Annotated in this window: 23 protein-coding genes and 1 riboswitch; of the genes, 6 read left to right on the top strand and 17 right to left on the bottom strand. The window is 36.7% G+C overall.

Annotated features, from left to right (window positions below; genetic code table 11):
- Positions 1 to 8: 8 nt before the first annotated feature.
- Positions 9 to 1,499, bottom strand: a complete 1,491-nt coding sequence (locus tag MHB51_RS16735) for an FAD-binding oxidoreductase (RefSeq protein ID WP_342558644.1) — start codon at positions 1,497 to 1,499, stop codon at positions 9 to 11.
- 137 nt (positions 1,500 to 1,636) lie between these two features.
- Positions 1,637 to 2,428 carry an SDR family NAD(P)-dependent oxidoreductase gene (locus MHB51_RS16730; protein WP_342558643.1) on the bottom strand — a complete coding sequence of 264 codons (792 nt, stop codon included), beginning with the start codon at positions 2,426 to 2,428 and terminating at the stop codon, positions 1,637 to 1,639.
- 724 nt (positions 2,429 to 3,152) lie between these two features.
- Here MHB51_RS16730 and MHB51_RS16725 point away from each other — a divergent pair.
- The 6 genes from MHB51_RS16725 to MHB51_RS16700 all read left to right on the top strand — a co-directional run bounded on the left by MHB51_RS16725 (position 3,153) and on the right by MHB51_RS16700 (position 8,244).
- Positions 3,153 to 3,773, top strand: coding sequence for an ABC transporter permease (locus MHB51_RS16725; protein WP_107943227.1), 621 nt, complete (start codon positions 3,153 to 3,155; stop codon positions 3,771 to 3,773).
- A gap of 15 nt (positions 3,774 to 3,788) precedes the next feature.
- On the top strand, positions 3,789 to 4,424 hold the full coding sequence (locus MHB51_RS16720) for an ABC transporter permease (protein ID WP_201261940.1): 636 nt from the start codon (positions 3,789 to 3,791) through the stop codon (positions 4,422 to 4,424).
- Positions 4,425 to 4,446: 22 nt separating this feature from the next.
- A complete protein-coding gene (locus MHB51_RS16715) occupies positions 4,447 to 5,367 on the top strand; it encodes a glycine betaine ABC transporter substrate-binding protein (RefSeq protein ID WP_342558642.1) in 921 nt (306 codons plus the stop codon).
- Between the two features lie 33 nt (positions 5,368 to 5,400).
- Entirely contained in the window at positions 5,401 to 6,387 is a 987-nt protein-coding gene (locus MHB51_RS16710) for an ABC transporter ATP-binding protein (protein WP_342558641.1), read from the top strand.
- 26 nt (positions 6,388 to 6,413) lie between these two features.
- A complete protein-coding gene (locus tag MHB51_RS16705) occupies positions 6,414 to 7,193 on the top strand; it encodes an IclR family transcriptional regulator (RefSeq protein WP_235616059.1) in 780 nt (259 codons plus the stop codon).
- 694 nt (positions 7,194 to 7,887) lie between these two features.
- Positions 7,888 to 8,244: a helix-turn-helix transcriptional regulator gene (locus MHB51_RS16700; RefSeq protein WP_066166926.1), complete on the top strand. Its 357-nt coding sequence runs from the start codon at positions 7,888 to 7,890 to the stop codon at positions 8,242 to 8,244.
- 286 nt (positions 8,245 to 8,530) lie between these two features.
- Here the strand turns inward: MHB51_RS16700 and MHB51_RS16695 are convergent, their stop codons facing one another.
- From MHB51_RS16695 to MHB51_RS16625, 15 genes are all read right to left on the bottom strand, one after another.
- Positions 8,531 to 9,268 (bottom strand): cyclase family protein, encoded by a 738-nt coding sequence (locus MHB51_RS16695; protein WP_066166933.1) that lies wholly within the window; start codon positions 9,266 to 9,268, stop codon positions 8,531 to 8,533.
- A 75-nt stretch (positions 9,269 to 9,343) separates the two neighbouring features.
- Positions 9,344 to 9,447: riboswitch (SAM riboswitch) on the bottom strand.
- Positions 9,448 to 9,805: 358 nt separating this feature from the next.
- Positions 9,806 to 10,489, bottom strand: a complete 684-nt coding sequence (locus tag MHB51_RS16690) for a response regulator transcription factor (RefSeq protein ID WP_066166937.1) — start codon at positions 10,487 to 10,489, stop codon at positions 9,806 to 9,808.
- 14 nt (positions 10,490 to 10,503) lie between these two features.
- Positions 10,504 to 11,073, bottom strand: a complete 570-nt coding sequence (locus MHB51_RS16685) for a TlpA disulfide reductase family protein (RefSeq protein WP_342558640.1) — start codon at positions 11,071 to 11,073, stop codon at positions 10,504 to 10,506.
- 16 nt (positions 11,074 to 11,089) lie between these two features.
- Complete coding sequence (locus MHB51_RS16680) at positions 11,090 to 11,845, bottom strand: cytochrome c biogenesis protein CcdA (RefSeq protein WP_342558639.1); 756 nt, start codon at positions 11,843 to 11,845, stop codon at positions 11,090 to 11,092.
- A gap of 4 nt (positions 11,846 to 11,849) precedes the next feature.
- Positions 11,850 to 12,485, bottom strand: coding sequence for a hypothetical protein (locus MHB51_RS16675; RefSeq protein WP_342558638.1), 636 nt, complete (start codon positions 12,483 to 12,485; stop codon positions 11,850 to 11,852).
- A gap of 82 nt (positions 12,486 to 12,567) precedes the next feature.
- Entirely contained in the window at positions 12,568 to 13,203 is a 636-nt protein-coding gene (locus tag MHB51_RS16670) for a TlpA disulfide reductase family protein (protein ID WP_066166949.1), read from the bottom strand.
- Positions 13,196 to 13,609: an OsmC family protein gene (locus tag MHB51_RS16665; RefSeq protein WP_066166951.1), complete on the bottom strand. Its 414-nt coding sequence runs from the start codon at positions 13,607 to 13,609 to the stop codon at positions 13,196 to 13,198. The genes MHB51_RS16670 and MHB51_RS16665 overlap by 8 nt, the downstream gene beginning before the upstream one ends.
- Before the next feature lie 246 nt (positions 13,610 to 13,855).
- Positions 13,856 to 14,461 carry a carboxymuconolactone decarboxylase family protein gene (locus MHB51_RS16660; protein ID WP_342558637.1) on the bottom strand — a complete coding sequence of 202 codons (606 nt, stop codon included), beginning with the start codon at positions 14,459 to 14,461 and terminating at the stop codon, positions 13,856 to 13,858.
- Positions 14,462 to 14,581: 120 nt separating this feature from the next.
- Positions 14,582 to 14,815: a glutaredoxin family protein gene (locus MHB51_RS16655; protein ID WP_066166957.1), complete on the bottom strand. Its 234-nt coding sequence runs from the start codon at positions 14,813 to 14,815 to the stop codon at positions 14,582 to 14,584.
- Between the two features lie 606 nt (positions 14,816 to 15,421).
- Complete coding sequence (ptsP, locus tag MHB51_RS16650; RefSeq protein WP_342472004.1) at positions 15,422 to 17,140, bottom strand: phosphoenolpyruvate--protein phosphotransferase; 1,719 nt, start codon at positions 17,138 to 17,140, stop codon at positions 15,422 to 15,424.
- Positions 17,137 to 17,406, bottom strand: coding sequence for a phosphocarrier protein HPr (locus tag MHB51_RS16645; RefSeq protein ID WP_066166963.1), 270 nt, complete (start codon positions 17,404 to 17,406; stop codon positions 17,137 to 17,139). Before MHB51_RS16645 ends, ptsP begins: the two co-directional genes overlap by 4 nt.
- Before the next feature lie 23 nt (positions 17,407 to 17,429).
- Positions 17,430 to 18,590: a mannitol-1-phosphate 5-dehydrogenase gene (locus tag MHB51_RS16640; protein ID WP_342558636.1), complete on the bottom strand. Its 1,161-nt coding sequence runs from the start codon at positions 18,588 to 18,590 to the stop codon at positions 17,430 to 17,432.
- A 1-nt stretch (position 18,591) separates the two neighbouring features.
- Positions 18,592 to 19,029, bottom strand: coding sequence for a PTS sugar transporter subunit IIA (locus MHB51_RS16635; protein ID WP_066166969.1), 438 nt, complete (start codon positions 19,027 to 19,029; stop codon positions 18,592 to 18,594).
- Positions 19,030 to 19,044: 15 nt separating this feature from the next.
- Positions 19,045 to 21,147 carry a BglG family transcription antiterminator gene (locus MHB51_RS16630; RefSeq protein ID WP_342558635.1) on the bottom strand — a complete coding sequence of 701 codons (2,103 nt, stop codon included), beginning with the start codon at positions 21,145 to 21,147 and terminating at the stop codon, positions 19,045 to 19,047.
- A gap of 136 nt (positions 21,148 to 21,283) precedes the next feature.
- Positions 21,284 to 22,714, bottom strand: coding sequence for a PTS mannitol transporter subunit IICBA (locus MHB51_RS16625; RefSeq protein WP_342558634.1), 1,431 nt, complete (start codon positions 22,712 to 22,714; stop codon positions 21,284 to 21,286).
- Positions 22,715 to 22,846: the final 132 nt, after the last annotated feature.

The following is a 22,846-nucleotide window of genomic DNA, read 5'->3' as shown; positions in this document are numbered from 1 at the left end:
CCACCTCATTATTTAATGAACTTGTTAATTTCTTTTTGAGGGAAAATCGTACCATGATTCATAATACCATTCGGGTCAAAGGCAGCCTTTAATTGCTCCAACATATAGTATGCTGAGCCATGCTCTTCTTTTGTCCATTCAGAGCGATATTTACCAATACCGTGATGATGACACATCGAGCCTTCAAGTTTCAACGTTTCTTCCACAATAATTGTTTGAAGCGGATGATGATACGTAATCATTTCCTCATCAGGCTCGCAGTTAATATTGTAGTTATAAACAAAGTACATATTTGTCCCATTTAGATAGCTATGAGAAGAATGCCCACCAAGCATCGTTAAATCCTTTGCGTGAGGGAATTCCGTACGAATGCGCTGAATTACGTTATTGTATATTTTAGGAATCGTTTCCCAATCACCTGAAATTTCTGTTGTAAAGCCATCATGCTCACTTAATTTCACCATACGCTCAAATTCTGCATCTAAATTTTCCTGTGTCCAGTTTAATTGATTGAACCATTTTTCAATTAGTATAGGCTCTACTTCCTCAATGACATCGTCTTTGAACTGCTCCACTGCCTCTTCAATTGCTATACTTGTTGCCTCTACAATACTTTTCGGTCCTTCAGACATAAAGATGAGCACGCATTTTTCTTTATAGAAATGAGCAAAATGCTGCCTTGCATCTTCCTCTGAATAAACTCTTGCTACTGATGGGCGGAAGCCATTGACGATGACCTCACGCAAAATTTTGATTCCCGTTTCAATATCTTTAACTAAATAGCTTTGGAATACATGATTGCTTGGGTAATATTTAAAAATTTTAATCGTTACCTCTGTAATAACGCATAATGCTCCTTCATTTCCGATGACAATATGGCGAATATCTGGACCACCAGCTCGGCGTGAGACATTTTTAATTTTGGAAATATGCCCTGTTGGGAAAACACATTCTAGACCAACAACCATATCCTCAATAGCACCGTAAAGCGTTGAAAATTGACCAATACTACGTGTTGCTAGCAATCCACCATACTGTGCGACCGGTTTAGATTGCGGGGAATGCCCAGTTGTGTAGCCAATTTTTCTTAATTCATCTTCTAATATTTGTAATGGTACACCTGCTTGTACTGTTGCTTGCATATTATAAGGGTCGATTTTAATAATTTGATTCATTTTAGAGCAATCGATTACAATCGTTAAATCCTTCCAGTTCTCTAACCCTCCCTCTGTCGATGTTTTACCGCTACGTGGGATAACATTAATAAAATGCTCATTACAAAACATAAGTAATGCTTGTACTTCCTGCGCATTTATTGGGTAAACAATCGCAATTGGAAGGGGGGTATCTAACGCCTTTTTTGCCTTCGCATATTTTTTATAACGGTCTGCTGAAGCATCATATAAAGCTTCTTCCTCTGCATTAATTCGCTCTGATGCAATCACCTGACGCAATGCATCAAGTAAATGCTCTTTCTTTTGTAAAATTTCCTGTGTCATCGTCCATTCGCTCCTTTATTTTTTACTATGTGTATAATTAACAAGCCGATAATCATAGGTGTTACACCCATTTGATAAAGCGAAACTTCAATCAGTGGGGCTTACTGCCCGTTAATGCAGGATAAAGCAACATTCATCTATCTAACTAGATAACCACCATCAACATTTAATAAAGTTCCATTTACATAATTCGATGCTTCCGAGGCTAAAAATACAGCCGCCCCCATTAAATCTTTCAACTCACCCCAACGATTGGCAGGAATATGGTTTAATACGCGCTGATTCGCTTCTGCATTTGCACGAGTATCTGCTGTGACAGCGGTTGCAAAATACCCCGGGGCAATACCGTTTACTTGAATATTAAACTGAGCCAGTTCGTCACAATATGCTTTAGTAAAGCCAGCTAAACCATGCTTACTTGCTGCATATGCTGGGGACCATTGCCCACCTAAATAAGAAAATAAAGAGCATGTATTAATAATTTTCCCTGACTTTTGAGGTATAAAATATTTCGCTACTTCATGTGCTAATTCAAAGCTAGCCGTTAAATTAAGGGCAATCATTTTATCCCATTGCACACGCGTAAATTTTGTGACATCCGGCTCATTAATACAAATGCCAGCATTGTTCATTAAAATATCAATTTTCCCAAAATGCTCAACACAAGATTTGGCAACTTCCGCGCAAGCCCCCTCTGCAGTAATATCAGCAAACATCGCATGATATTGCACTCCCTCTGCCTCAATCAATGACTTCGTTTCACCATTGTCATCCGCGACACTAACCACAAAAATATTCGCACCAGCCTTCGCTAAAGCAAGTGCTAATGCTTGACCAATACCTGAATTTCCTCCTGTGACAATTGCAACCTTTCCTTTTAAATTAAAATAATCCATTGAAAACTGTGTGATAGTACTCAATTTTTTCATCTCCTTCACTTTTAATTTGCTGTTACTTTTTCATCTATTCACTAGCTATTTATCGCAATCCATAAAGTGAAACTCCAATCTGTGGAGGCTTTTCTCCACGGATTGTTAGTTGAACCAATCGGGCTTTTACGGGCAGTTGTTCTCCCACTTATCCTTTAGCCGTTTTTCACTTAAGTCTGAAAGTGGGAGGCTTACTGCCCGTTAATGCGGGATAAAGTGAAACTCCAATCCATGGAGGTTTTTCTCCACGGATTGTTAGTTGAACCAATCGGGCTTTTACGGGCAGTTGTTCTCCCACTTATCCTTTAGCCGTTTTTCACTTAAGTCTGAAAGTGGGAGGCTTACTGCCCGTTAATGCGGGATAAATTTGCAAACTACTAGCATGACAAAATTCAATATCCTTATAATTCATCTAATTTACCTTTCAATGATTAATGGCTTTTCTATTTCTCAAGCCATCATGCCCATGTCTTATCCTCCACTTCTTAAATCAAGTAAAATAAGTTCGTAATATGAACATATTTTTCGTAATTTGATTATTGATGAAATTATAAGACTATTTCGTAAATACTGTCAATATAGAAAAAAGCCAAAAAATAAAGAAAAAAATAGATTGACGAAGATAAATTATACAGTTTATACTTTTGTAAAGTTGCAAAATACGAATAACTAGTTCATTATGCGAACTCATTATTCTGAATATTATAATTATTAGGAGGTATGTATGGGCTATTTATTCAACAATTTGAACAGTATATTGAAGCTGTTAGGCGAGCACCTATTTTTAACCTTTGCTAGTTTAGGCATTGCACTTATTGTCGCGATTCCAATAGGCGTTTTAGTTTTGAAATACCGACGCTTCCACACACCTATTACATCGCTCTTAGGATTAATTTACACAATCCCTAGCTTAGCTTTGTTTGCAACATTAATTCCTTATACAGGATTAGGAAAAACAACTGCCATTATTGGGCTTGTTGCCTATAGTCAAATGATTTTAGTACGTAATATTGTTGCTGCGATTGATGGAATTGACCCATTAATTATTGAATCTGCAAAAGGGATGGGCATGACTAAATGGCAGATTTTAAGAAGAATCGAAGTACCACTTGCCGTCCCTGTCGTACTAGCTGGTATTCGAGTTGCAACTGTTTCTATTATTTCTATCGCATCTATAGCTGCTTGGATTGGTGCTGGCGGTCTCGGCTCTTTAATTTTCCAAGGCTTGCGCTCACAGCATACAGAGAAAATTATTGCAGGTACAATCTCAATTGCTTTACTAGCTATCCTTGCAGATATTATTTTCAGAATGCTTGATAAAGCGTTTAGACCAAAGATTAGTTAAAGGGGGGGGAATAATTTGCTATTTACCGAAATAAAAAATTATTTTGCAACAAATTCAACAACATTTTATACAAATTTAGGTTCACATATTCTGCTAAGTTTAACCGCCATTTTAATTGCTATTGTTATTTGCGTACCTCTCGGCATTTGGATTTCAAGGAAAGTAAATATAGCACCTTTTGTAATAGATATTATTAATATGATTCGCGTTGTTCCTAGTCTCGCTATACTAGCACTAGCACTTCCTATTTTAGGTGTTGGTTTTAAACCCGCTGTGTTAGCGCTTACAATTTTAGCGTGTCCACCGATTATCATTAATACTTATATTGCTTTCCGTGATATTAATCCGAATATTCGAGAAGCAGCGTATGGAATGGGAATGACTAAACTCCAAACGATTTTTAAAATTGAATTACCGCTAGCGCTCCCCATTGTATTAACGGGTATTCGTACGGCAAATGTTGAAGTTATAGCAAGTGCTACATTAGCTGTCATGATTGGAGGTGGTGGTTTAGGAAACTATATTATTAGTGGCGTAGGGATGATGAGCCAAAGTATTTTATTACTCGGGGCTGTCCCAGTAGCAATTTTAGCCATATCAAGTGAGTTTATTTTAAGTTTTATTCAAAAAAAGCTCGTATTCTACAACTAATATTTTAGGAGGATTTACTATTATGAAATTTAAAAAGCTTATTCTAATATTTATCACAGTAATGACTATTTCAGTTTTATCTGCTTGCTCTTCTAAATCAGGTGATTCAGACCAACCAACAGTTATTGTCGGTTCAAAAGACAACACCGAAAATCAACTGATGGGTGAAATGTATGTGCAAATATTAGAAGATGAGGGCATCAAAGTAGAGCGTAAATTGTTTTTAGGTGGTACAAATCCAACATATGAAGCGCTGAAAAAAGGAGATTTAAGCATCTATCCTGAATATACAGGGACAGCATTAACAGTGATGTTCCAACAGCCAGTGGAGCGTGACCAAGAAAAGGTTTTAAATTATGTACGTGAAGAATTCAAAAAAATCGGCTTAGAGTACTTAGAGCCCGCAGCACACAACAGCACATATGGCTTTGCAATGAAAAAGGACTTAGCATCACAGCTCGGAATCGAAACATTTAGTGATTTAGCTGACAATGCAAATAGCTTAATATTATCTTTCCCACAAGAATTCGATTTACGCGAGGATGGCTTATTAGGTCTTCAAAAACTATATGCTGACCAAGGTGGCTTCACTTTTAAAAAGCAATTCCAAATCGACTATAACTTACGCTACCAACCATTATTAGAAGATGAATCTGATGTAACAGTAGTCATTGGTACAGATGGCCAAATTAGCGGTTACGATTTAAAGTTACTTGCAGATGAACAAGACTTCTTCCCTGCATACAATGTTGCCCCATTGATTCGCGAAGATATTTTAAAAGCTTACCCATCCATCCAACAGCGCTTAGACGAACTTGCTCCATTATTAACAGATGAAGCGGTTCAAAAAATGAACTGGCAAATTGATGGCGATGCAAAGGAAGAAGTAGAAGATGTAGCAACAGCATTTTTAAAAGAACATAACTTATTAAAAAATAATTAACGTCAATCTATTTGATATGAATGGAGGTTCAAAATGAGTATCGTCTATAAAAATTTGTGCAAACAATATCCAAATGCACAAGCTCCTGCCGTAAATAATATTAATTTAACGATTAATGAGGGCGAATTCATCGTATTTTTAGGTCCTTCTGGTTGTGGAAAAACAACATTATTAAAAATGACGAATCGAATTTATGAACTGACTTCAGGCTCTATTGAAATAAATGGACAAGATGTAATGAAATTTAAGCCAGAGGAGCTTCGCCGACAAATTGGATACGTTATTCAACAGAATGGCTTATTTCCTCATATGACGATAGAACAAAATATTTCAGTTGTCCCACAATTATTAAAATGGGAACAAGAAGCAATAACGAAACGGGTAGATGAGCTTTTAATATTAGTTCATCTCGACCCTAATCAATTTAGAAAGCGCTATCCAAACCAGCTTTCGGGAGGTCAGCAGCAACGTGTAGGTATTGCCCGCGCAATGGCCGCTAATCCTTCGATTTTACTAATGGATGAGCCATTTGGAGCAATTGATGCGATTACACGAACTAGCCTGCAAGATGAACTGCATAAAATTCAGCGTCAATTGAAGCAAACGATTCTATTTGTCACTCATGATGTAGATGAAGCAATCAGATTAGCAGACCGAATCATTATTATGGAAAAAGGGGAAATTGTACAATTCGATACACCGTATGAAATCATTACAAATCCCCGAACTGAATTTGTCAAAAAATTAGTTGGCGATCGCGATATTTACCGACGTATGAATCTTCTTCGCTTATGTGATATAATAAATTATTCGAGCAGTAGTGAGTTAAGCTCCGTATTTTTCGAAGATGGATTCCATATAAATACTTCTGTTAAAGACGTTTTCGCAAGGTTTGTAGAAACAGGTAAAAAAGAGTTTACTATTTATGATGATACGAATACAAAAATTGATACGATTTCTTTTGATCAATTATTAAAGGCTTTAACACTTGATGAGAGTCAATCACCTTCACTACTATGAAATAAAAGGTGGGAAGCAAATTTGTTATGAATAATCGTATGAATAAAATCGAAGGCCCTACAGTACAGGCAGTGGATCGAGCAATTTCTTTACTAAAAATTATTGCAAATAATCGTTCTCCTATTCAATTAGCAGATTTAGTTAGTGCAACAGGCATGAATCGTACTACAGTTTGGCGCATGCTATCAACACTAGAAAGCCATAACTTAATCGAAAGAGACCCTTTAACGAAAGGCTATCAAATAGGCTATGAAATCATTCGATTAGCGGCAAACACGGATAATTATAGTCATTTAATTCGTCGTGCATTACCTAGTATGGAGCGATTACGTGATTTCTTCCAAGAATCTGTCTTGTTAGGTGTTCCTAAGTCATCACAAATACTGACGGTTGAACAAATTAATCCATCCCATAGTATTCGTATTGCAGATTATGTAAATGAAATGTCACCACTACACTCTTCTTCTAATGGAAAGTTATTTTTAAGCAGTTGGTCAGAAGAAGAATTAAATATTTACTTAGAAAAACCATTAAAACAAGTGACACCCTTTACAATGACAGACCCACAGGAGCTCAAAAAAGAGCTGCAAATCATTCGTGAACGCGGCTTCGGAACAACCTTTGGCGAACTCGATGAAAATGAAAATGGCATCTCCACGCCCATTCTCGACTCTGAAGGCAATATGATTGCCTTTCTTTCAATCGCTGGACCAGGCTTCCGTTTTACTCGAGACAAAGTTATGTCTGCCGGTGTTCGTGCCGTCCACGAAGCAAATGAAATTTCAAAAAGTCTTAATCTCCCATAGTTATAGAAAGGTGTCTGAAAAACATGCGAACGCACTGCTTTTCAGACACTTTTTGTTTTTATGGAAAGAGCTAACGTTTAGAAAATCATATGCCGTTATAAAAGATTGCAAACATGGATTTTCAAGCCATTTCTTGCTATTATCAATTACGCCTCTCTCCCAGATTATTTCAAGGAAGTTGAATTAAAACCATCACGACATGCACTAGCGGCTAACTGACCTGCATCATGCAAAGCTCCCTTCAAAATCTGTAACATCCACTGGCGCTTAGACCTACACGATGTTAGACACTTAGTTCTTGTTACGGGACGTACTTAGCTCCTCATTATCAGCAGGTGTTTGAACAGCCACTGAAACAAGTCTAATGCTTGCATTCATCTTGTCACTTATAGAAGTGGGAGATTTCTGTAGCTATCGGTATAAAAATAATATACTCCTGCGGTTACTCGTCGCAAATAACTTTACTAATAGCAGTTAAAATTACAAATGGAAAATGATTTTATCGTAATTTTCTCGTTTATAAGTCTTATTAATCGACTAAATAAATCTTACTTTTTGCTAAAAACTAATCATTAAAATACCCTTTCACCATAAATGAACTATTATAGTATACATAACATTATTAAGGACACTATATTAGTACATATTTTCTGGTACAAGTTCACTAATCTTAGTACTAGGAGAGGTGAACACTATGTCCAAACTGAATATTTTACTGGGAACTCAAATAAAACGCTATCGAAAACGTAAAAACCTTACTCAGGAGCAATTAGGTGAGAGGGCGGGTATAACACGACCACGTATTTCTGAAATAGAACGAGGAGTTGCTAATTTAACAATTAGCACTTTAGAAAATATACTTAATGCTTTAGAAATTGACTTACACGAACTTTTCAATTTTGGGGATGTAGCGAAATCACCAGATATTGAAACAAAGGAAACGTTGATATATTATCAGCAAGAGCTATTAAAGGGGCTTTCCACTAAAGAAATCCAATACATTTACAACACAACAAAAGAATTTATAGCCACTCTAAACGAGAAAAAATAACGGCTATTTCAAGAAGAATTACTATTTTACGTGTGCATTCTTAAAAAGGAGAGGTAGCGTGGGGCTGTCCAAAAAGCCGTGCATAGCCGGCATTTTGGACAGTAGCGATGATGTTTCACAAAATGCTGATTCATATAAATAGAAAACGCCTCTTTTAAAAATGGGATGAACATGGGCCTTAGCAGTGTACTCCTTCAGTAAAAGGGAAGCGATGAAAACACTGATTTCAATGCGGTGTCAAAACAAAATGGACTTTTCGGACAACTCCTTAGCCCTCCCCCCTTATTTAAGGTAAAATTGCAAATGAGCGCACTGGGAAGCCAGATGCTTTTTCCGGCTTTGGTACGATATTAAAAATAACGGCTCCCTTTGCTGGAAGCTGATCTAAATTGGTTAATAGCTCGATTTGATACGTATCTTGCTCAAGTACAAAATATTCTCCCTCAAGCTTACCATTTCTGAGGAAATCTGCAGCAGAATCAGTATCAAATGTTTCATGTCCAACAGCACTCACTTTACGCTCTTTAAATAAAAACTGTAGTGCCTCTAAACCCCAGCCTGGAATATGATTATTCCCTTCCTTATCTTTGTTATTAAATGCTTCTTTATCCGGCCAGCGCTTACTCCAATCTGTGCGCAAGGCAACAAATGTACCTGCTTCAATTTCACCATGCTCAGCCTCGAACGCTAAAATATCCTGTACACTTAAAGTGAAATCATTATCCTCCTTCGCTTCCTTTGACATATCAATAACAACGAGTGGTAGCACAAGCTCCTTCAAATCTAACTCATCTAAGTAGCGTGTATCACACACGAAATGAATCGGTGGGTCAATATGTGTACCATATTGACCTGGGAATGAAAATTGCTGCGCAAAAAAACCTTCATCATGTGAAAACAGCGTTTCAAACTTCGCATCCTCAAACATGAAAAAATGAGGGGAATCTGGCCCGAATGTATGTGTTAAATCCACCCATTTCTTCCCCTTTAATACTTCAATTGCCTGTAGTAAATCATTTGTCATTGTACATCCCTGCTTTCTTTAAAATAAAAAAGCCCCCTTTTTACAAAGAGAGCTTCGATTCCTATTAATCGTTTACGCTCATCTTTAAGGCTATCGCCTATTGGAATTAGCACCATACTACATGTAGCTGGTTGCTGAGACGTCATCGGGCCAAATCCCTCAATCTCTCTTGATAAGCTATGAAATTATTTTTTATTGTAGCATATCCCTTCTTATCCTACAAGTTTTATATGAATTAATTTTTTAATTTATTCCTCTTACTCTTATGGTGCTTTTTAGATAAAGGATAAATTATCGCTCCTACAATAATTGGACAAATTCCCCTTTATGCCTTTCCATATGCTAAATTCGGCATATTTTATATAAAATACTCCTATTATCTCTCGAGATAATCATTCCTTTGTACCCTATATATTACTACTATGTAAAAACAAATATTTCCATTGCTTGAACCTATCTAGAATAAAAGCAGTGATTATGAAACTATTCGCTAAAGTTAAGCGCCATAAAAACTTCTTTGGCAAAAACAACGTCAGTTTATTCCGTAACAAATTTATACCCCATTCCACGAACTGTTTGAATCCTTTTTGGCTTACTAGAATTCTCTTCAATCTTTTCGCGAAGTTTTTTTATATGTGCATCAATTGTTCTTTCCATCACCTCTTTTTCAAGATGTGGATATAAGTGCTCCAACAAGTTTTCACGCGGTATGACAATGTTTGGATTCTCCATAAAATAATACAATAATTGAAATTCGTGTTTTGTTAGGTGAATTTTTTGATTATATAAAACAACCTCCCCCTTTCTTGGTTTAATGCATAAACCACCGTATGAAATTTTTTGGCAAAATTGACCTGTCCTCCTTAATATCGCTTCTACATGAGCAAGTAATTCTTCTGGGTCAAACGGCTTTGTCATATAACCATCTGCACCTAATCGAAGCCCATGAATTTTATCAGCAGTTTGTACTTTTGCGCTTAACATAATAATAGATACTTCATTTCTTTCTTGCTCTTTAATCCACTCACATAATTGTTCTCCACTGATTTTTGGAAGCATTAAATCCAAAATAATTAAGCATGGATGCTCAGTTAGAAATACACGCTTCGCCATTTCTCCATCCGTTGCTTCCACCACTTCATATCCTTCTTTTTGTAAATAAATCTTAATTAAATTACGAATCATTTGGTCATCTTCAACTACTAAAATCTTTTGCTTCAAAATGACACCCCCAATTACTTTAACTTCCTAAACTCTTTAACCATCAAATCGTAATTCAGTGCACCTAATGCCACGTACTGAATTCTCCCGTTTGAATCAATCATATAAGATGTCGGATAGGCCTGAACCCGAAACAGTTCAGCGACTTCTCCATTTTTATCAATTAAAACTGGAGAAGTGAACCCTTTATCTTGAATGAAATTATTAACAGTTATTAAAGTATCTTCTGTATGCGTTAAATTAATAGCGAAAACGAGCACATCCTCGTCTTCAGAAAATTTTTGTATATCTGGCATCTCTGCTCGACAAGGTGGACACCAAGTAGCCCAAAAATTTAGGAATACCTTTTTCCCCTTGAATTCTGAAAGTGAAAGAGTCTCACCTTCCAGTGTTTCCAACGTAAAATCAGGCGCAATATTCCCACGTCTAATACCTACATCATTTGTCTCTGTAATTTCCATATCAGTATTAGAAGAAATAACAGGTGTATTTGTACTTACTCGACTAGAATGAGTTGATATGTATTCAACTAATGCATAACCAACCATTGCAATTAAAAATAAGCTTAATACTACTTTTTTCACTACTATATGCTCCCTCCTATCCTAAATTAGATAGCCATGTTCCATCAATTAACCTTAATAAAAAAGCGCTTAAACGAGGCATTAGCCCGAAGAATAAAAGGATGCCCATGAGAACCATCATAATCCCTCCCACTTTCATAATGATTCCCGTTTTGCCTACAATCCATTTGGATGAACCGATGAAAAATGTTAAAACAATAAACGGCACTGCAAAACCAATTACATACATAAACGTATAGAGAAGACCATGACTTGGATTTGTTGCAGCTAACAGCAAAATCGATGCGAAAATCGGACCGATGCAGGGTGTCCAGCCTGCTGCAAAACCTAATCCAACAAAGAATGTCCCTAAATAGCTCGTTGATTTTTTTGTATAGTGGAGTCTTCTTTCCTTCATGAAGGTTGGTATTGTTAACCATCCCGTAACGACTAACCCCATAAAGATTATAAATATCCCAGCAAGTCGCTGTATAAGTAACGCAATATTTCCTACGAATAACTGTTGTAACCACTGTCCTAAATAAGAAGCACTGGCACCTAAACTAATAAAAACAACGCCAATTCCAATTAAAAAAATAACAGAATGGCTTAATAGTTTTTTTCGAATGGCAGCGGTTTGTTCTGCTTGAATTTCCATCACACTAATTCCTGTAATGTAGGATAAATAGGCAGGAAATAAAGGTAATACACATGGTGATAAAAAAGAAATGGCCCCCGCCCCAAATGCTAAAAAAATTCCTATTAAAAGGACTGTATCTGTCTCTATAATCATTTCGTCACCTCTTTATTTGGATATAAATCAGTACACCAACATTGAATAAAAAGAATATTAAAATAAACGGCAAAGATAATAAATACCCTAAGAACAATACGTATGGCTGTGTAAAGAACATCATCATTGTTCCAACAAACCAACTCATTAAAAGAATTAAAAATAAAATTAACGCTGGCATACGTTCATTTAAGTAATAAAAAATGCTTAAGAGAAACATATAAAAAATCATATTTACTAAAGAGTATAAATTGCTATCCTGCAAAAATTGAATAAACTCAAACATAAATGATGCGGCTAAAATAACAGGAAGCAGGGCAGCTATAAAAATTGGAAGCTGTATCTTTTTTCGTTGATAAACTAATCGTAAAATGCTTCCTATAATTGCAAAATAAAACGAAGTTGAATCAGCTGGATAGGCCAAAACAGCAAGAGGGTCTTTTATAAAAAGTGGGAAATTCATTATTATTTTTCCTATCCACATAAAAATAATAAAATTCATTAAAAAATTAATAACTTCCTCCGGTTGTTGTTTCTTTTCCTCTTTATTAGATGAACTTAGCCAATAATAAAGAATTAGACCTGCAACAACGCTAAAGAAAATAGTAGCTATAGAAATAAGCTTTACAAAGATAGCCATTTGTCACCTCCAGCCTATACGTTAATATATAAATATGAAAATTTGATGAAAGCCCCTCAAAAAGGAAAACACGGGGTAATTTCTATTCCCCGTGTTCTTGGTCGTACATTCGAATTGCATTAACTATATCATCCATTATTTGTTCATCCATTGAGCCAATTATTTTTTGGAAAATTCGTCCTTCAGCATCTAAAATATAGCTCGTCGGTATCGTCATAATTTCGTACATTATCCCGACATTCCCTTTCTCGTCTAGTAATACAGGAAATGTTAATCCATAATCTTGCACAAATTGTTCAATCGCTTGTTGTCCCGAATCAAGATTCGTAAGGTTAACAGCAATTATTTCTATGTCATTCTCTTTATTTTTTTCATAAAAACTTTGCATATGCGGCATTTCTTCCCTACATGGCGGACACCAACTGGCCCAGAAGTTTAAAATCACGATTTTTCCTTTGAAGTCGGAAAGATTAACAGTTGCCCCAGTCAAATCTGATAATTCAAAGCTTGGGGCAACTTCAATTTTGGGTGTAGTTTGGCTAGATTCTATAAAGCTAGCTTCAGCCAAATCATCAGATGTATCTTTAGAAGGCTCATCCAAGATTTCTTGTTCACTCGATACTTCAGCTTCCAGCATATCTTCTTTTAATAAAAAGTCGAAAATTGCATAGCAACCTAATAATACTATGATTACGAGAGGGAAATACTTTTTAATCATAAGCATCCCCCTCTCCATAAGCTGGCTTAGTTTGAATGCTATAAGTAACATTTACAGAATCAATAATCGTTTGCAGCATCCCACAATTTTTTATTACTAGCTGTTCAATTTTCTCTAATTGTTCCTTTGCAATAACATTTTCAAATGTAATATATGCTGTAATTTTAATGGACTCAATTCGATTTGCTATATCAGGATTTCGATTTCCTTCTGCTTGAAAAGACACATCTGTAAATGCTATCCGTTTTTTTTGAAGTAATTTTACAAGTAATGCACCGCTGCACGTAACTAAAGATGTTACCATTAATTCATAAGGCTTATACCCCTTCAAACTATTTGGCGACGCATACAAATTACCAAATTCTAAATGCCCTACTAAACAATCATTTTCAAAGCTAAATTTCATTTTCACATCTCCCTTCTTCTGTAGTATGGAATGGAAATGTGAAAATTTCGTTAAAATCTAACTTCTTTCAGCAATATTTTTTGCGACGAGTAATCGCAGGAGCACATATTTTGTACTGGTAGTAAAGCGAAGTTTCCCACCCGCCTCTATAGGTAGTAAGATTACTGCATTCCTTAAGCCCATTTCAGCAGGTGTCCAAACACTCCCGCATGTCATCAATTCATATGTCTACTGTAATAAAGGAAGTTATTTAAAATTAATAACAGGAGCTTTAAATAGATTTGATATGTATCCATGAATTACAGCAACAGGTAAAAAAATAATAATGCTCATCAGCATTTTTATTTCATATAATAAATTGGTCTTTTCAATCTTTCTACCTTTCATACGACTTCTAAATGCGCTTATTGCAATTCCGTATATATTCCCGGCCATTATTGCTCGAATTGCTCCCAAAATGCCTAATGCCTTTTCTGTTCCATAGATTTTCACTAGATGATTCCATGCTTCCCTAGTAGGATTCCCTCTCGTATCTGCATAATGCTGCGCAAAAATAATCGCCGTCATTTCCTGTTCAGAAATCCCATCCGTATCCCCTGAAAGAAGCATTTTTATTTCTGTATTGCTCATACCTTGTTCTAAAGCATATTTTGTATGTGCATATGAACAAATCTCACAGCCATTCACTTCTGTTACAGCCAGCATAATCCTTTCAATAAAATGTGAGGACAGCTCATTGTTCTTTTTATTGTTTTTCATATATTTGAATGTTCTTAGTCCTTTATAAAGAGCAGTATAAAATTCATTTACGTCATAAATTTTTTTATAAAGTTCCTGTTCTACTATTTTCATCTCCTCCTATATCAAAGTTTAAAATCAACTCTATTCAGTCGAGGTAATTTTCTCTACTGAATAAAGTTGAATTTTTCAATCATTTTAGTTGTTGTTTACCGATTACGACCTATACTAAGATTAATTTTTTAATGCCTTCATAATATTATTTGGGTCATAGCCTACAAACCATTGACCATTCACTTCCGTCTGAGGAACACCCATTTGTCCTGTTGTGTTTAAAAGCTTTTGCACAATGTCGGGTTTCGTCTCAACATTCACCTCTTCAAATGCAATATTTTGTTCAGACAAAAAGTTTTTTAACATGACACAATACGGACATCTTGTTGTTGTATAAACCGTTACTGTATTCAATTTCATCTCTCCTCAACTAATATTTGTAGCCATTTTCACACCAAAAATTAACTGGTTTCCTATGTCCACTTCATACCTACAGGGGTATAAAAATTACTAAAAAAATAAATAGAAACTCCATTTATTAAAGTAGGCATTATTTATTTTACCCATACCCCTACCAGTATATTAGTTGATAAAAAAATGTATGTCAACTGAAAAAACTTATCTACTTTTTACAGGGAAATTAATGGCTTATTGCTTGTACTTCTAAAGGTGTAGCAGGAGCAAATAAGAATTACACATACAACGCAAAAAGTAGCGCCCCAAAGCTCTGCATAGCTAACATTTTAGACGCCACTGGTAGTGTTTCTTCAATTAAAATAACAAGAGGGTTCTTTGAAAATGCAAAAAAACAATGAGTTTAGAGGATTTTCTTCCGAGTCAAAGTAAAAAAGTAAATTTTCATTGCGCTCTCAAAAAAGTATGCACATTTTAGGCAACCATCGCTTCACTATTAAATACTCGCTAAAACCATTGTACCTATCGCTTTGCAATTGTCACTACCCCTACCGCAAAGGGGACGCCTCAAAATGACTGTTAAGACGTCCCCTTTCTTATAATTAATTATATTTTTAACGTTTCTTTAACATATTGTTTCACTTGCTCGGAAGTTTGCATTGTCAAAGCCGTTTCTACAAGTTGCTTCATTTTCGCTTGCGAAAGCTGATTGATTTGCTTTCTTGCTTTTAGCATGGACGGTGCACTCATCGAAAATTCATCTAATCCCAATCCAAGCAATAACGGAATAGCAATTGAATCCCCAGCCATTTCTCCACACATGCCTGCCCATTTTTTATGAGCATGTGCCGCATCGATGACCATTTTAACTAATCTCAAAATAGCCGGATGATACGGCTGATATAAATGGGCAACAGACTCGTTCATTCTGTCTGCAGCCATCGTATATTGAATTAAATCATTTGTGCCAACACTGAAAAAGTCCACTTCCTGTGCAAATTGGTCTGCTAATACTGCTGTCGAAGGGATTTCTACCATAATGCCAATTTCTATATCCTCTGATACGAATATTCCTTCTTGGTGAAGCAGTTCTTTTTCTTCTTGTAGTAGCCCCTTTGCCTCTCTAAATTCCTCTAAAGTTGCAATCATTGGGAACATGATTTTCAAATTTCCAAAATTACTTGCACGCAATAATGCACGTAGTTGCGTTCTGAAAATCGTCTGTTCCTCTAGACAAAGTCGAATTGCTCGAAAACCAAGAAATGGATTCATTTCCTCAGGTAAATCTAAATATGGAAGATGTTTATCTCCCCCAATATCCAATGTCCGAACAACAACTGGCTTATCTCCCATTTGTTCAAGCACTTGTTTATATGCTTGAAATTGCTCTTCCTCAGTTGGCAATGAATCTCGCTCCATATACAAAAACTCCGTACGATACAGTCCGATTCCTTCTCCGCCGTTTTCAAGTACGCCTGCTACATCTTTTGGCGTCCCGATGTTTGCCGCTACTTCAACATGTATGCCATCCTGTGTAATTGTTTGCTTATTTTTAAGCAATAAAAGCGCCTGCTTCTCAGCTTCTTGCTCGCTTCTTTTCGCTTTGTAGCGCTCAATCATATCAGCGTCAGGATTAATGATGACCTCGCCATTATCTCCATCGACAATTATTAAATCCCCTTGCTTAATAGTAGCTGTTACACTTTTTGTGCCAACAACCGCAGGGATTTCTAAAGAGCGAGCCATAATCGCGGAATGTGATGTGCGCCCGCCCATATTTGTTGTGAACCCTTTGGCGAATGCTCTATTTAGCTGTGCTGTGTCCGATGGTGCTAAATCTTCCGCAACGATAATGACTTCCTCATCCATTAATCCAAGATTCGGAATTTCTACATTTAACAGCTTGGCGATTACTCGCTTTGTAACATCGCGAATATCCGCCGCTCGCTCACGCATATACTCGTTGTCAAGCTGTTCAAACATAATGATAAATGTATCGGCAGTTTCCTGCAAAGCCGCTTCTGCATTCATTGCTTCGTCGTTTATTTTCCCTTCAACAGCTCCTAATAATTCAGGGTCACTAAGCACGAGTAAATGTGCATCAAAAATAGCAGCGTTTTCGGACCCTAAATCAATTTCCGCCCGCTTACGAATTTTTTCTAACTCTAATTTTGCTGCATTTACTGCCTCGTAAAATTTAGTGACCTCAGCTTCTTTACTTCCTATAGTCGTTTTCGTAATCGTTAAATCTGGTTCTATCATTAAAAATGCTTTACCGATAGCAACGCCACCAGATGCAGCAATTCCTTTTAAATTTCCTATCATAGCTCAATAATTCCTTCTGATTTAAGGTAACTTTCTATTGCCTCTATTGCTTCCTGCTGGTCAGTTCCTTCGGCAAATATAGAAATGCTTGCTCCTTGCCCTATACCAAGAGACATAACACCAAGAATCGATTTTAAATTCACTTTTTTCTCTTTATACTCCATGAAAATATCTGAAACATATTTTGAAGCGATTTGAACAATTCCTGATGCTGGTCTAGCGTGAATTCCTGATTCCGCTATTACTGTGTATGTGTGATTTGCCATAAGTATCCGCTCCCTTAAATCGTTTAATTTTTCTTAAAAGACATGTCATCATACTGTTTGTGAATCATTTTAAAAAGCCCTGTATCTGGCTGTAAACTCGTAACTTTTTCAATTGCAAATTCGATACCTTTTTGTTCAATCATTTTCTGTATTTCATTCGCCTCTGCATCCTCTTTAAAATCATAAAGTAAGGCTGCGGCTATTCCTTTCGTTAAATACTCTGGAATATCGTCGAACATTTCTACATATTTAATTGCAGGACGTACAAGTCTGTCATTGTTTTTAAGCTTACGCATTGGTGAACGCCCTACCCTTGTCGTGTCATCCGAAATATATGGGTTAGCGAAACGACCGATAATCTTTTGTACATATGCCGCATGCACCTTTTCATCAAAGGAGTAGGCTGCAATCAAATATCTGCCTGTTTCCTGCAAAACACGTTCAATGATTTCTCTTATTTCAGCATTTGCAAGCGCCTCATGCATATTGCGAATCCCAGCTAAATAACCAAAATAAGCCACAACAGCATGACCTGTATTGACAGTGAACAATTTACGCTCGATAAATGGCTCTAAGTCTTGAACAAATGTAACTCCTTGAATTTGAGGAGTAGCTCCATTTATCTCGGACTCATCCACAACCCACTCATAGAATGGCTCTACTGTTACTGCTAGCTTATCTGCATTTGTTTGGTTTGGAACAATTCGGTCCACTGCCGCATTTGGAAAGCTAAAGTATATGTCGAATTGGACTTTTTCGTCATTCGTCAACCCTTCATATACCTTTTCCTTTAAAAAAGCACTACCACCAATCATATTTTCACATGCAATGATTGTTAAAGGTGTTTTATATTGCGTTAGGCGTTTTTTTAAGCCCTTCGCAATTAATCCTGAAATTAATGGAAGAATGTTAGCTCCTACCGCAGCAGTGACAATATCTGCACTCGCAATCTCATCAACGACAAGCTCAGGATTTTTTAAACTATTAATCGCATGAACATTTTCGACTAGTAGCTCGTCCCCTGAAGCTTCTGCAAGCTTTACAGTATATTGTTGCTTATTATTTAATAAATCAACAATCTCTTCATTCACGTCTACAAAGCAAGTTTTATAGCCCGATTGATGTAGCAATAAGCCGATAAAGCCTCTCCCGATATTTCCAGCACCAAAATGAACAGCCTTCATATTAGTTCACTCCTTCGAAAAAGGAAAGGATGTCCTTCGCTGAAGTAGCGCTCACAATCTTCTCTACATTCTCTACTTCCGAAACAGCAATTGCGATATTCGATAAAATATCTAAATGGTCATCGCCTTTACCAGCAATACCAAAAATCAATTTCACGATGTTACCATCCCCAAAATCTACACCTTCTGGCACTTGAATAATTGAAATGCCCGATTCCTTCACTTCTTTTTTAGCATCATCTGTGCCATGTGGAATTGCTACAAAATTGCCCATAAACGTGGATAGTGATTCTTCTCTTTCTAACATTTTTTCGATATAGTCTGTTCCTACATAGCCACGGTCTACTAAAATTTGCCCTGCTAAACGAATTGCCTCCTCCTTTGTTGCTAATTGTTGATTAAGTAAAATATTTTCTTCTACTAAGATTGATAATGCCATTATAAAACGCCTCCATTAATTGATGTTTTCCCTGATGAATCGTTCAAATTCTGTTGCCAAAAATGAATGAATTTCAGATTGTTCACCTGTTTCAAATAATTGTGTGCTTTGTTCATTTTGAATGATTAATGTACTGATGAAACTTAGTACCTCTAAACCAGCCTTCCCAAAGGTTTCAGGTGAAAGTAATATTAGTAGTGTGTCCACCTTCACGTCATTTCCATCCATTCCTTTTATCCAAATAGCGGATTCAAGTTTATGAACAGTAAACGATGGTTTGTGAACATATTTGCTACGTGTATGATATAATGCAAGTCTCGTACCGGGGATACCGATGCCACCATTCTTTTCCCTTTCCAGCAATGCGCCTACAATCATATCTTTTTCTGCAATCACTTGGCGCTCCTCCAGCAGTGCACAAATTTCTTGTATATAGCAGCGCGCTGTCGTCTGCTCCTTTAACACAGAAAACTGAAAATTGCTTAAAACGGTTAGTATTACTTCAGAATATCCACCAAGCCTTTGCATTTTTTCTGTTAATGCATCTACAGTTACTGGACTTTCCTTTACAATCGAAGGAGCTTTTTGGACAAGCATTTTCCTTCTTGCATACAGTTGGACTTGGTCAATCTCCTCGGCAGTTAAAAATGGGTTCACCATAATATATTCTCTGTGGAAATCCTGCAAGTAAATCGTCGAAATAATAAGGTCTCTATCTGTAATCGTCGTTGCTAGTTTATTTAACTCGAATATAGAAATATTAGAGACCTCCGTTATCTCTGGAATTTCACGCAATAGCCGAGATGCCAATAATTTAGAGGTTCCTATTCCACTTGAACATATTACATAAGCCTTTAAATCTCCCTTGCTTAATACCTCGATTAAAACAGACCCAAAATGCATAACCAAATAGCCAATCTCCTCTTTAGGAACTTGTAATTTCGGAAACACCTTTTTCACAGCTATCTCAACTTGAACAAACAAATCACTATAATTCGATTGAATTTCTTCTAGTAAAGGATTTACTATCCCCATATTTTGTTCAATACGATGGATTGCAGGCTTTAAATGTGTTACTAATCCTTCCAAAAGAGATGTATGATTAGATAAATGGAAGCCTGTCTGCTCCTCCATCTCCTCTATAAGCTTTTTTGTCTGCCTATACAATTCGATATTAGTAGCGGCAACTAGTCCCCCTTCTTGCTGACGTAGCTTAGAGCCTTGAAGATGCATCATAATATACCCAACTTCCGCCTCTGGTATATCTACTTGGAAACAATCCTCTAGCATACTAATAATGCTTTTAGCGATAGGGTACTCTGGTTCAAGTGCTATTTGCTTTAAATATGCCTTATCAATCGTAATATTTTCGCCCTGCAATATACGTTCAATGGCTAAGGCGAGATGAACAATTAGCCCCACATAGGCACTATCTGTCATAGACAAAGCAAAATCTGGATATAAATCCTTCATCGCTTCTTCAATTATGCCTAATTTTTCCCTATCAACAAGCTGTATGAGTCTTTCCGAAATAGGGTCCTCATACGTATCTGATTTTTGGTGGATTTTTTCTTTTATTAAGGAAAATAAGCCCTCTTCCTTTAAGGTTTTGGATAATGCGTAACTAATTGCCCTGCGCTTTGCATTTTCCGTCCCTGATAGCTCTACTCCATACCCTCTTTTTTTCAATATAGAAAGCTGTACTGGACGTAGCTGCTCCTCTAGTTTCGTGAGATCTGCACTAACCGTTGAAATGGAAACGCCCAAATCTTTGGAAAGAGAATAGAGCTTAACTGGTTCTGTCGCTTCATACAAAATACAGAGGATTAGTGTTAATCTTTCCTCTAATGTATATTCCCGTTGCGTGAATTTTTTAAGCTGCTGCGCCAATTCTTGCTTTTTTTGTTCTTTCCCAATGATTTGAACCCCAACGCCTGATTTTCTAATTAGTTTAAGCTGATAGGAATCTAAAATGCTTTGAATATTACTTAAATCTCGTTGGATTGTTCGTGAGCTCACATCAATTTTTTCCGATAATTCTTTAATCGTTATTTCCTCTTGTTCCACAATCAATGCTTCAATAATCATTTTTTCTCTGCTCGAAATAAACGTAATCAACACCTCATTTCTAACAATCCAAAATCATTGGTAAAGGAGCGGAAACGGCTCCGTTATGATGAAATGCAAAGAATGGGAACGTCCAAAAAGCGTGCAAAGCACTGCTTTTCGGACACCCCCCTCCTTCAAATCTGTTTTACTTCTTTAATTGTTCTATTAATTCATCATATCTCGGGCTATTTAGGAAATTCTCAACAGAAATATGGTGTGCATTTGGCACTTGTTCTTTCGCACGATGTGTCAAATCCTTATGCGTGATAACTACTTCTGCATCTGCTGGAAGGTTACTAACAGACGTATTCGTTACTGTTACATCTAGCCCCTCTTTTTTCATTTTATTTCTTAAAATAGACGCTCCCATCGCACTTGACCCCATGCCTGCATCACAAGCAAAGATTACATGTTTTGTATTAGCAAGAGAAATTTCCTGAACAGCACCAGTTGTCGGCTGAATAAGCTCTGCCGCTCTGCTCTCTTTTCCTTTGAGTGCAGAAGTTTTTTCTGTTGCCTTTTGTAAATCGCCATCCTCTACATCTTTAGATGCTTTCAGAATAAGTGAAGCAATCAAGAAGGAAACTGCAGTTGCAACGATTACCCCTAATAAAACGCCAATATGATTGCCTTTTGGCGTTAATGCCAATATCGAGAATATACTTCCTGGTGACGGTGCTGCAACAAGACCTGCATTGAATAATTGCAATGTGAAGACACCTGATGCTCCACCAGCGATTGCCGCTAAAAGTAAGTACGGCTTCATTAAAATATAAGGGAAATAAATTTCATGAATCCCACCTAGGAAGTGAATAATCGCTGCCCCAGGTGCAGTTTGTTTTGCTGTCCCTTTTCCAAAGAACATAAATGCTAGTAATATCCCAAGACCAGGTCCCGGGTTTGCCTCTAATAAGAATAGAATGGACTTCCCTGCCTCTGAAGCTTGTTCAATTCCAAGTGGTCCTAATATTCCGTGGTTAATCGCATTATTTAAGAATAATACCTTTGCTGGTTCTATGAAAATACTTGCAAGTGGCAAGAATCCTGCATCGAAAATAAATTGTACGCCAGCCGCAAGGAAATTAGTTAATGCATTAACAGCCGGACCGATTAATTTGTAGGCAATTAGCGTTAAAATACCACCGATAATACCAGCGGAAAAGTTATTAACAAGCATTTCAAAGCCTGCTTTAATTTTCCCTTCAACTAACTTATCAAACTGCTTAATCGCCCATCCACCTAAAGGACCGACAATCATCGCACCAAGGAACATCGGAATATCTGCCCCAACGATTACCCCCATCGTTACGGTAGCTCCGACTACTCCTCCTCGCAAACCATGAACAAGTCTACCACCAGTAAACCCTATTAAAATTGGCAGTAAATAATTAATCATTGGACCGACTAGCTCAGCAAAATCTGCATTCGGAGCCCATCCCGTTTCAATAAATAAAGCAGTTATAAGTCCCCATGCAATAAACGCACCGATATTCGGCATAATCATACCACTTAAAAAACTACCAAAACGTTGTACTTTCACCTTGAATCCCGAACGCTCTTGTTGTTCTGTACTCATTTTTGAACCTCCCCTTTTGATTTTTTAACATTGTCTTGTTGTCTAACATATTAAAGCGTTTACATTGATTATTCAATAAAATGAAAACGCTATCATGTCATCTTTAATTACGACAAAATTGAAGTTGTGGAG

Source organism: Metasolibacillus sp. FSL K6-0083, from assembly GCF_038630865.1.
In the GTDB taxonomy this organism is placed as follows: Bacteria; Bacillota; Bacilli; order Bacillales_A; family Planococcaceae; genus Metasolibacillus; species Metasolibacillus fluoroglycofenilyticus.
Note: the sequence above shows the minus strand (reverse complement) of the source record. Positions and strands in the feature narration are given on the sequence as shown.

Coding starts and splice junctions, on each gene's coding strand:
- MHB51_RS16735 (WP_342558644.1), bottom strand. CDS start 1,499: ATGACACAGGAAATTTTACAAAAGAAAGAGCATTTACTTGATGCATTG.
- MHB51_RS16730 (WP_342558643.1), bottom strand. CDS start 2,428: ATGAAAAAATTGAGTACTATCACACAGTTTTCAATGGATTATTTTAAT.
- MHB51_RS16725 (WP_107943227.1), top strand. CDS start 3,153: ATGGGCTATTTATTCAACAATTTGAACAGTATATTGAAGCTGTTAGGC.
- MHB51_RS16715 (WP_342558642.1), top strand. CDS start 4,447: ATGAAATTTAAAAAGCTTATTCTAATATTTATCACAGTAATGACTATT.
- MHB51_RS16710 (WP_342558641.1), top strand. CDS start 5,401: ATGAGTATCGTCTATAAAAATTTGTGCAAACAATATCCAAATGCACAA.
- MHB51_RS16705 (WP_235616059.1), top strand. CDS start 6,414: ATGAATAATCGTATGAATAAAATCGAAGGCCCTACAGTACAGGCAGTG.
- MHB51_RS16700 (WP_066166926.1), top strand. CDS start 7,888: ATGTCCAAACTGAATATTTTACTGGGAACTCAAATAAAACGCTATCGA.
- MHB51_RS16695 (WP_066166933.1), bottom strand. CDS start 9,268: ATGACAAATGATTTACTACAGGCAATTGAAGTATTAAAGGGGAAGAAA.
- MHB51_RS16680 (WP_342558639.1), bottom strand. CDS start 11,845: ATGATTATAGAGACAGATACAGTCCTTTTAATAGGAATTTTTTTAGCA.
- MHB51_RS16675 (WP_342558638.1), bottom strand. CDS start 12,485: ATGGCTATCTTTGTAAAGCTTATTTCTATAGCTACTATTTTCTTTAGC.
- MHB51_RS16670 (WP_066166949.1), bottom strand. CDS start 13,203: ATGATTAAAAAGTATTTCCCTCTCGTAATCATAGTATTATTAGGTTGC.
- MHB51_RS16665 (WP_066166951.1), bottom strand. CDS start 13,609: ATGAAATTTAGCTTTGAAAATGATTGTTTAGTAGGGCATTTAGAATTT.
- MHB51_RS16660 (WP_342558637.1), bottom strand. CDS start 14,461: ATGAAAATAGTAGAACAGGAACTTTATAAAAAAATTTATGACGTAAAT.
- ptsP (WP_342472004.1), bottom strand. CDS start 17,140: ATGATAGGAAATTTAAAAGGAATTGCTGCATCTGGTGGCGTTGCTATC.
- MHB51_RS16645 (WP_066166963.1), bottom strand. CDS start 17,406: ATGGCAAATCACACATACACAGTAATAGCGGAATCAGGAATTCACGCT.
- MHB51_RS16640 (WP_342558636.1), bottom strand. CDS start 18,590: ATGAAGGCTGTTCATTTTGGTGCTGGAAATATCGGGAGAGGCTTTATC.
- MHB51_RS16635 (WP_066166969.1), bottom strand. CDS start 19,029: ATGGCATTATCAATCTTAGTAGAAGAAAATATTTTACTTAATCAACAA.
- MHB51_RS16625 (WP_342558634.1), bottom strand. CDS start 22,714: ATGAGTACAGAACAACAAGAGCGTTCGGGATTCAAGGTGAAAGTACAA.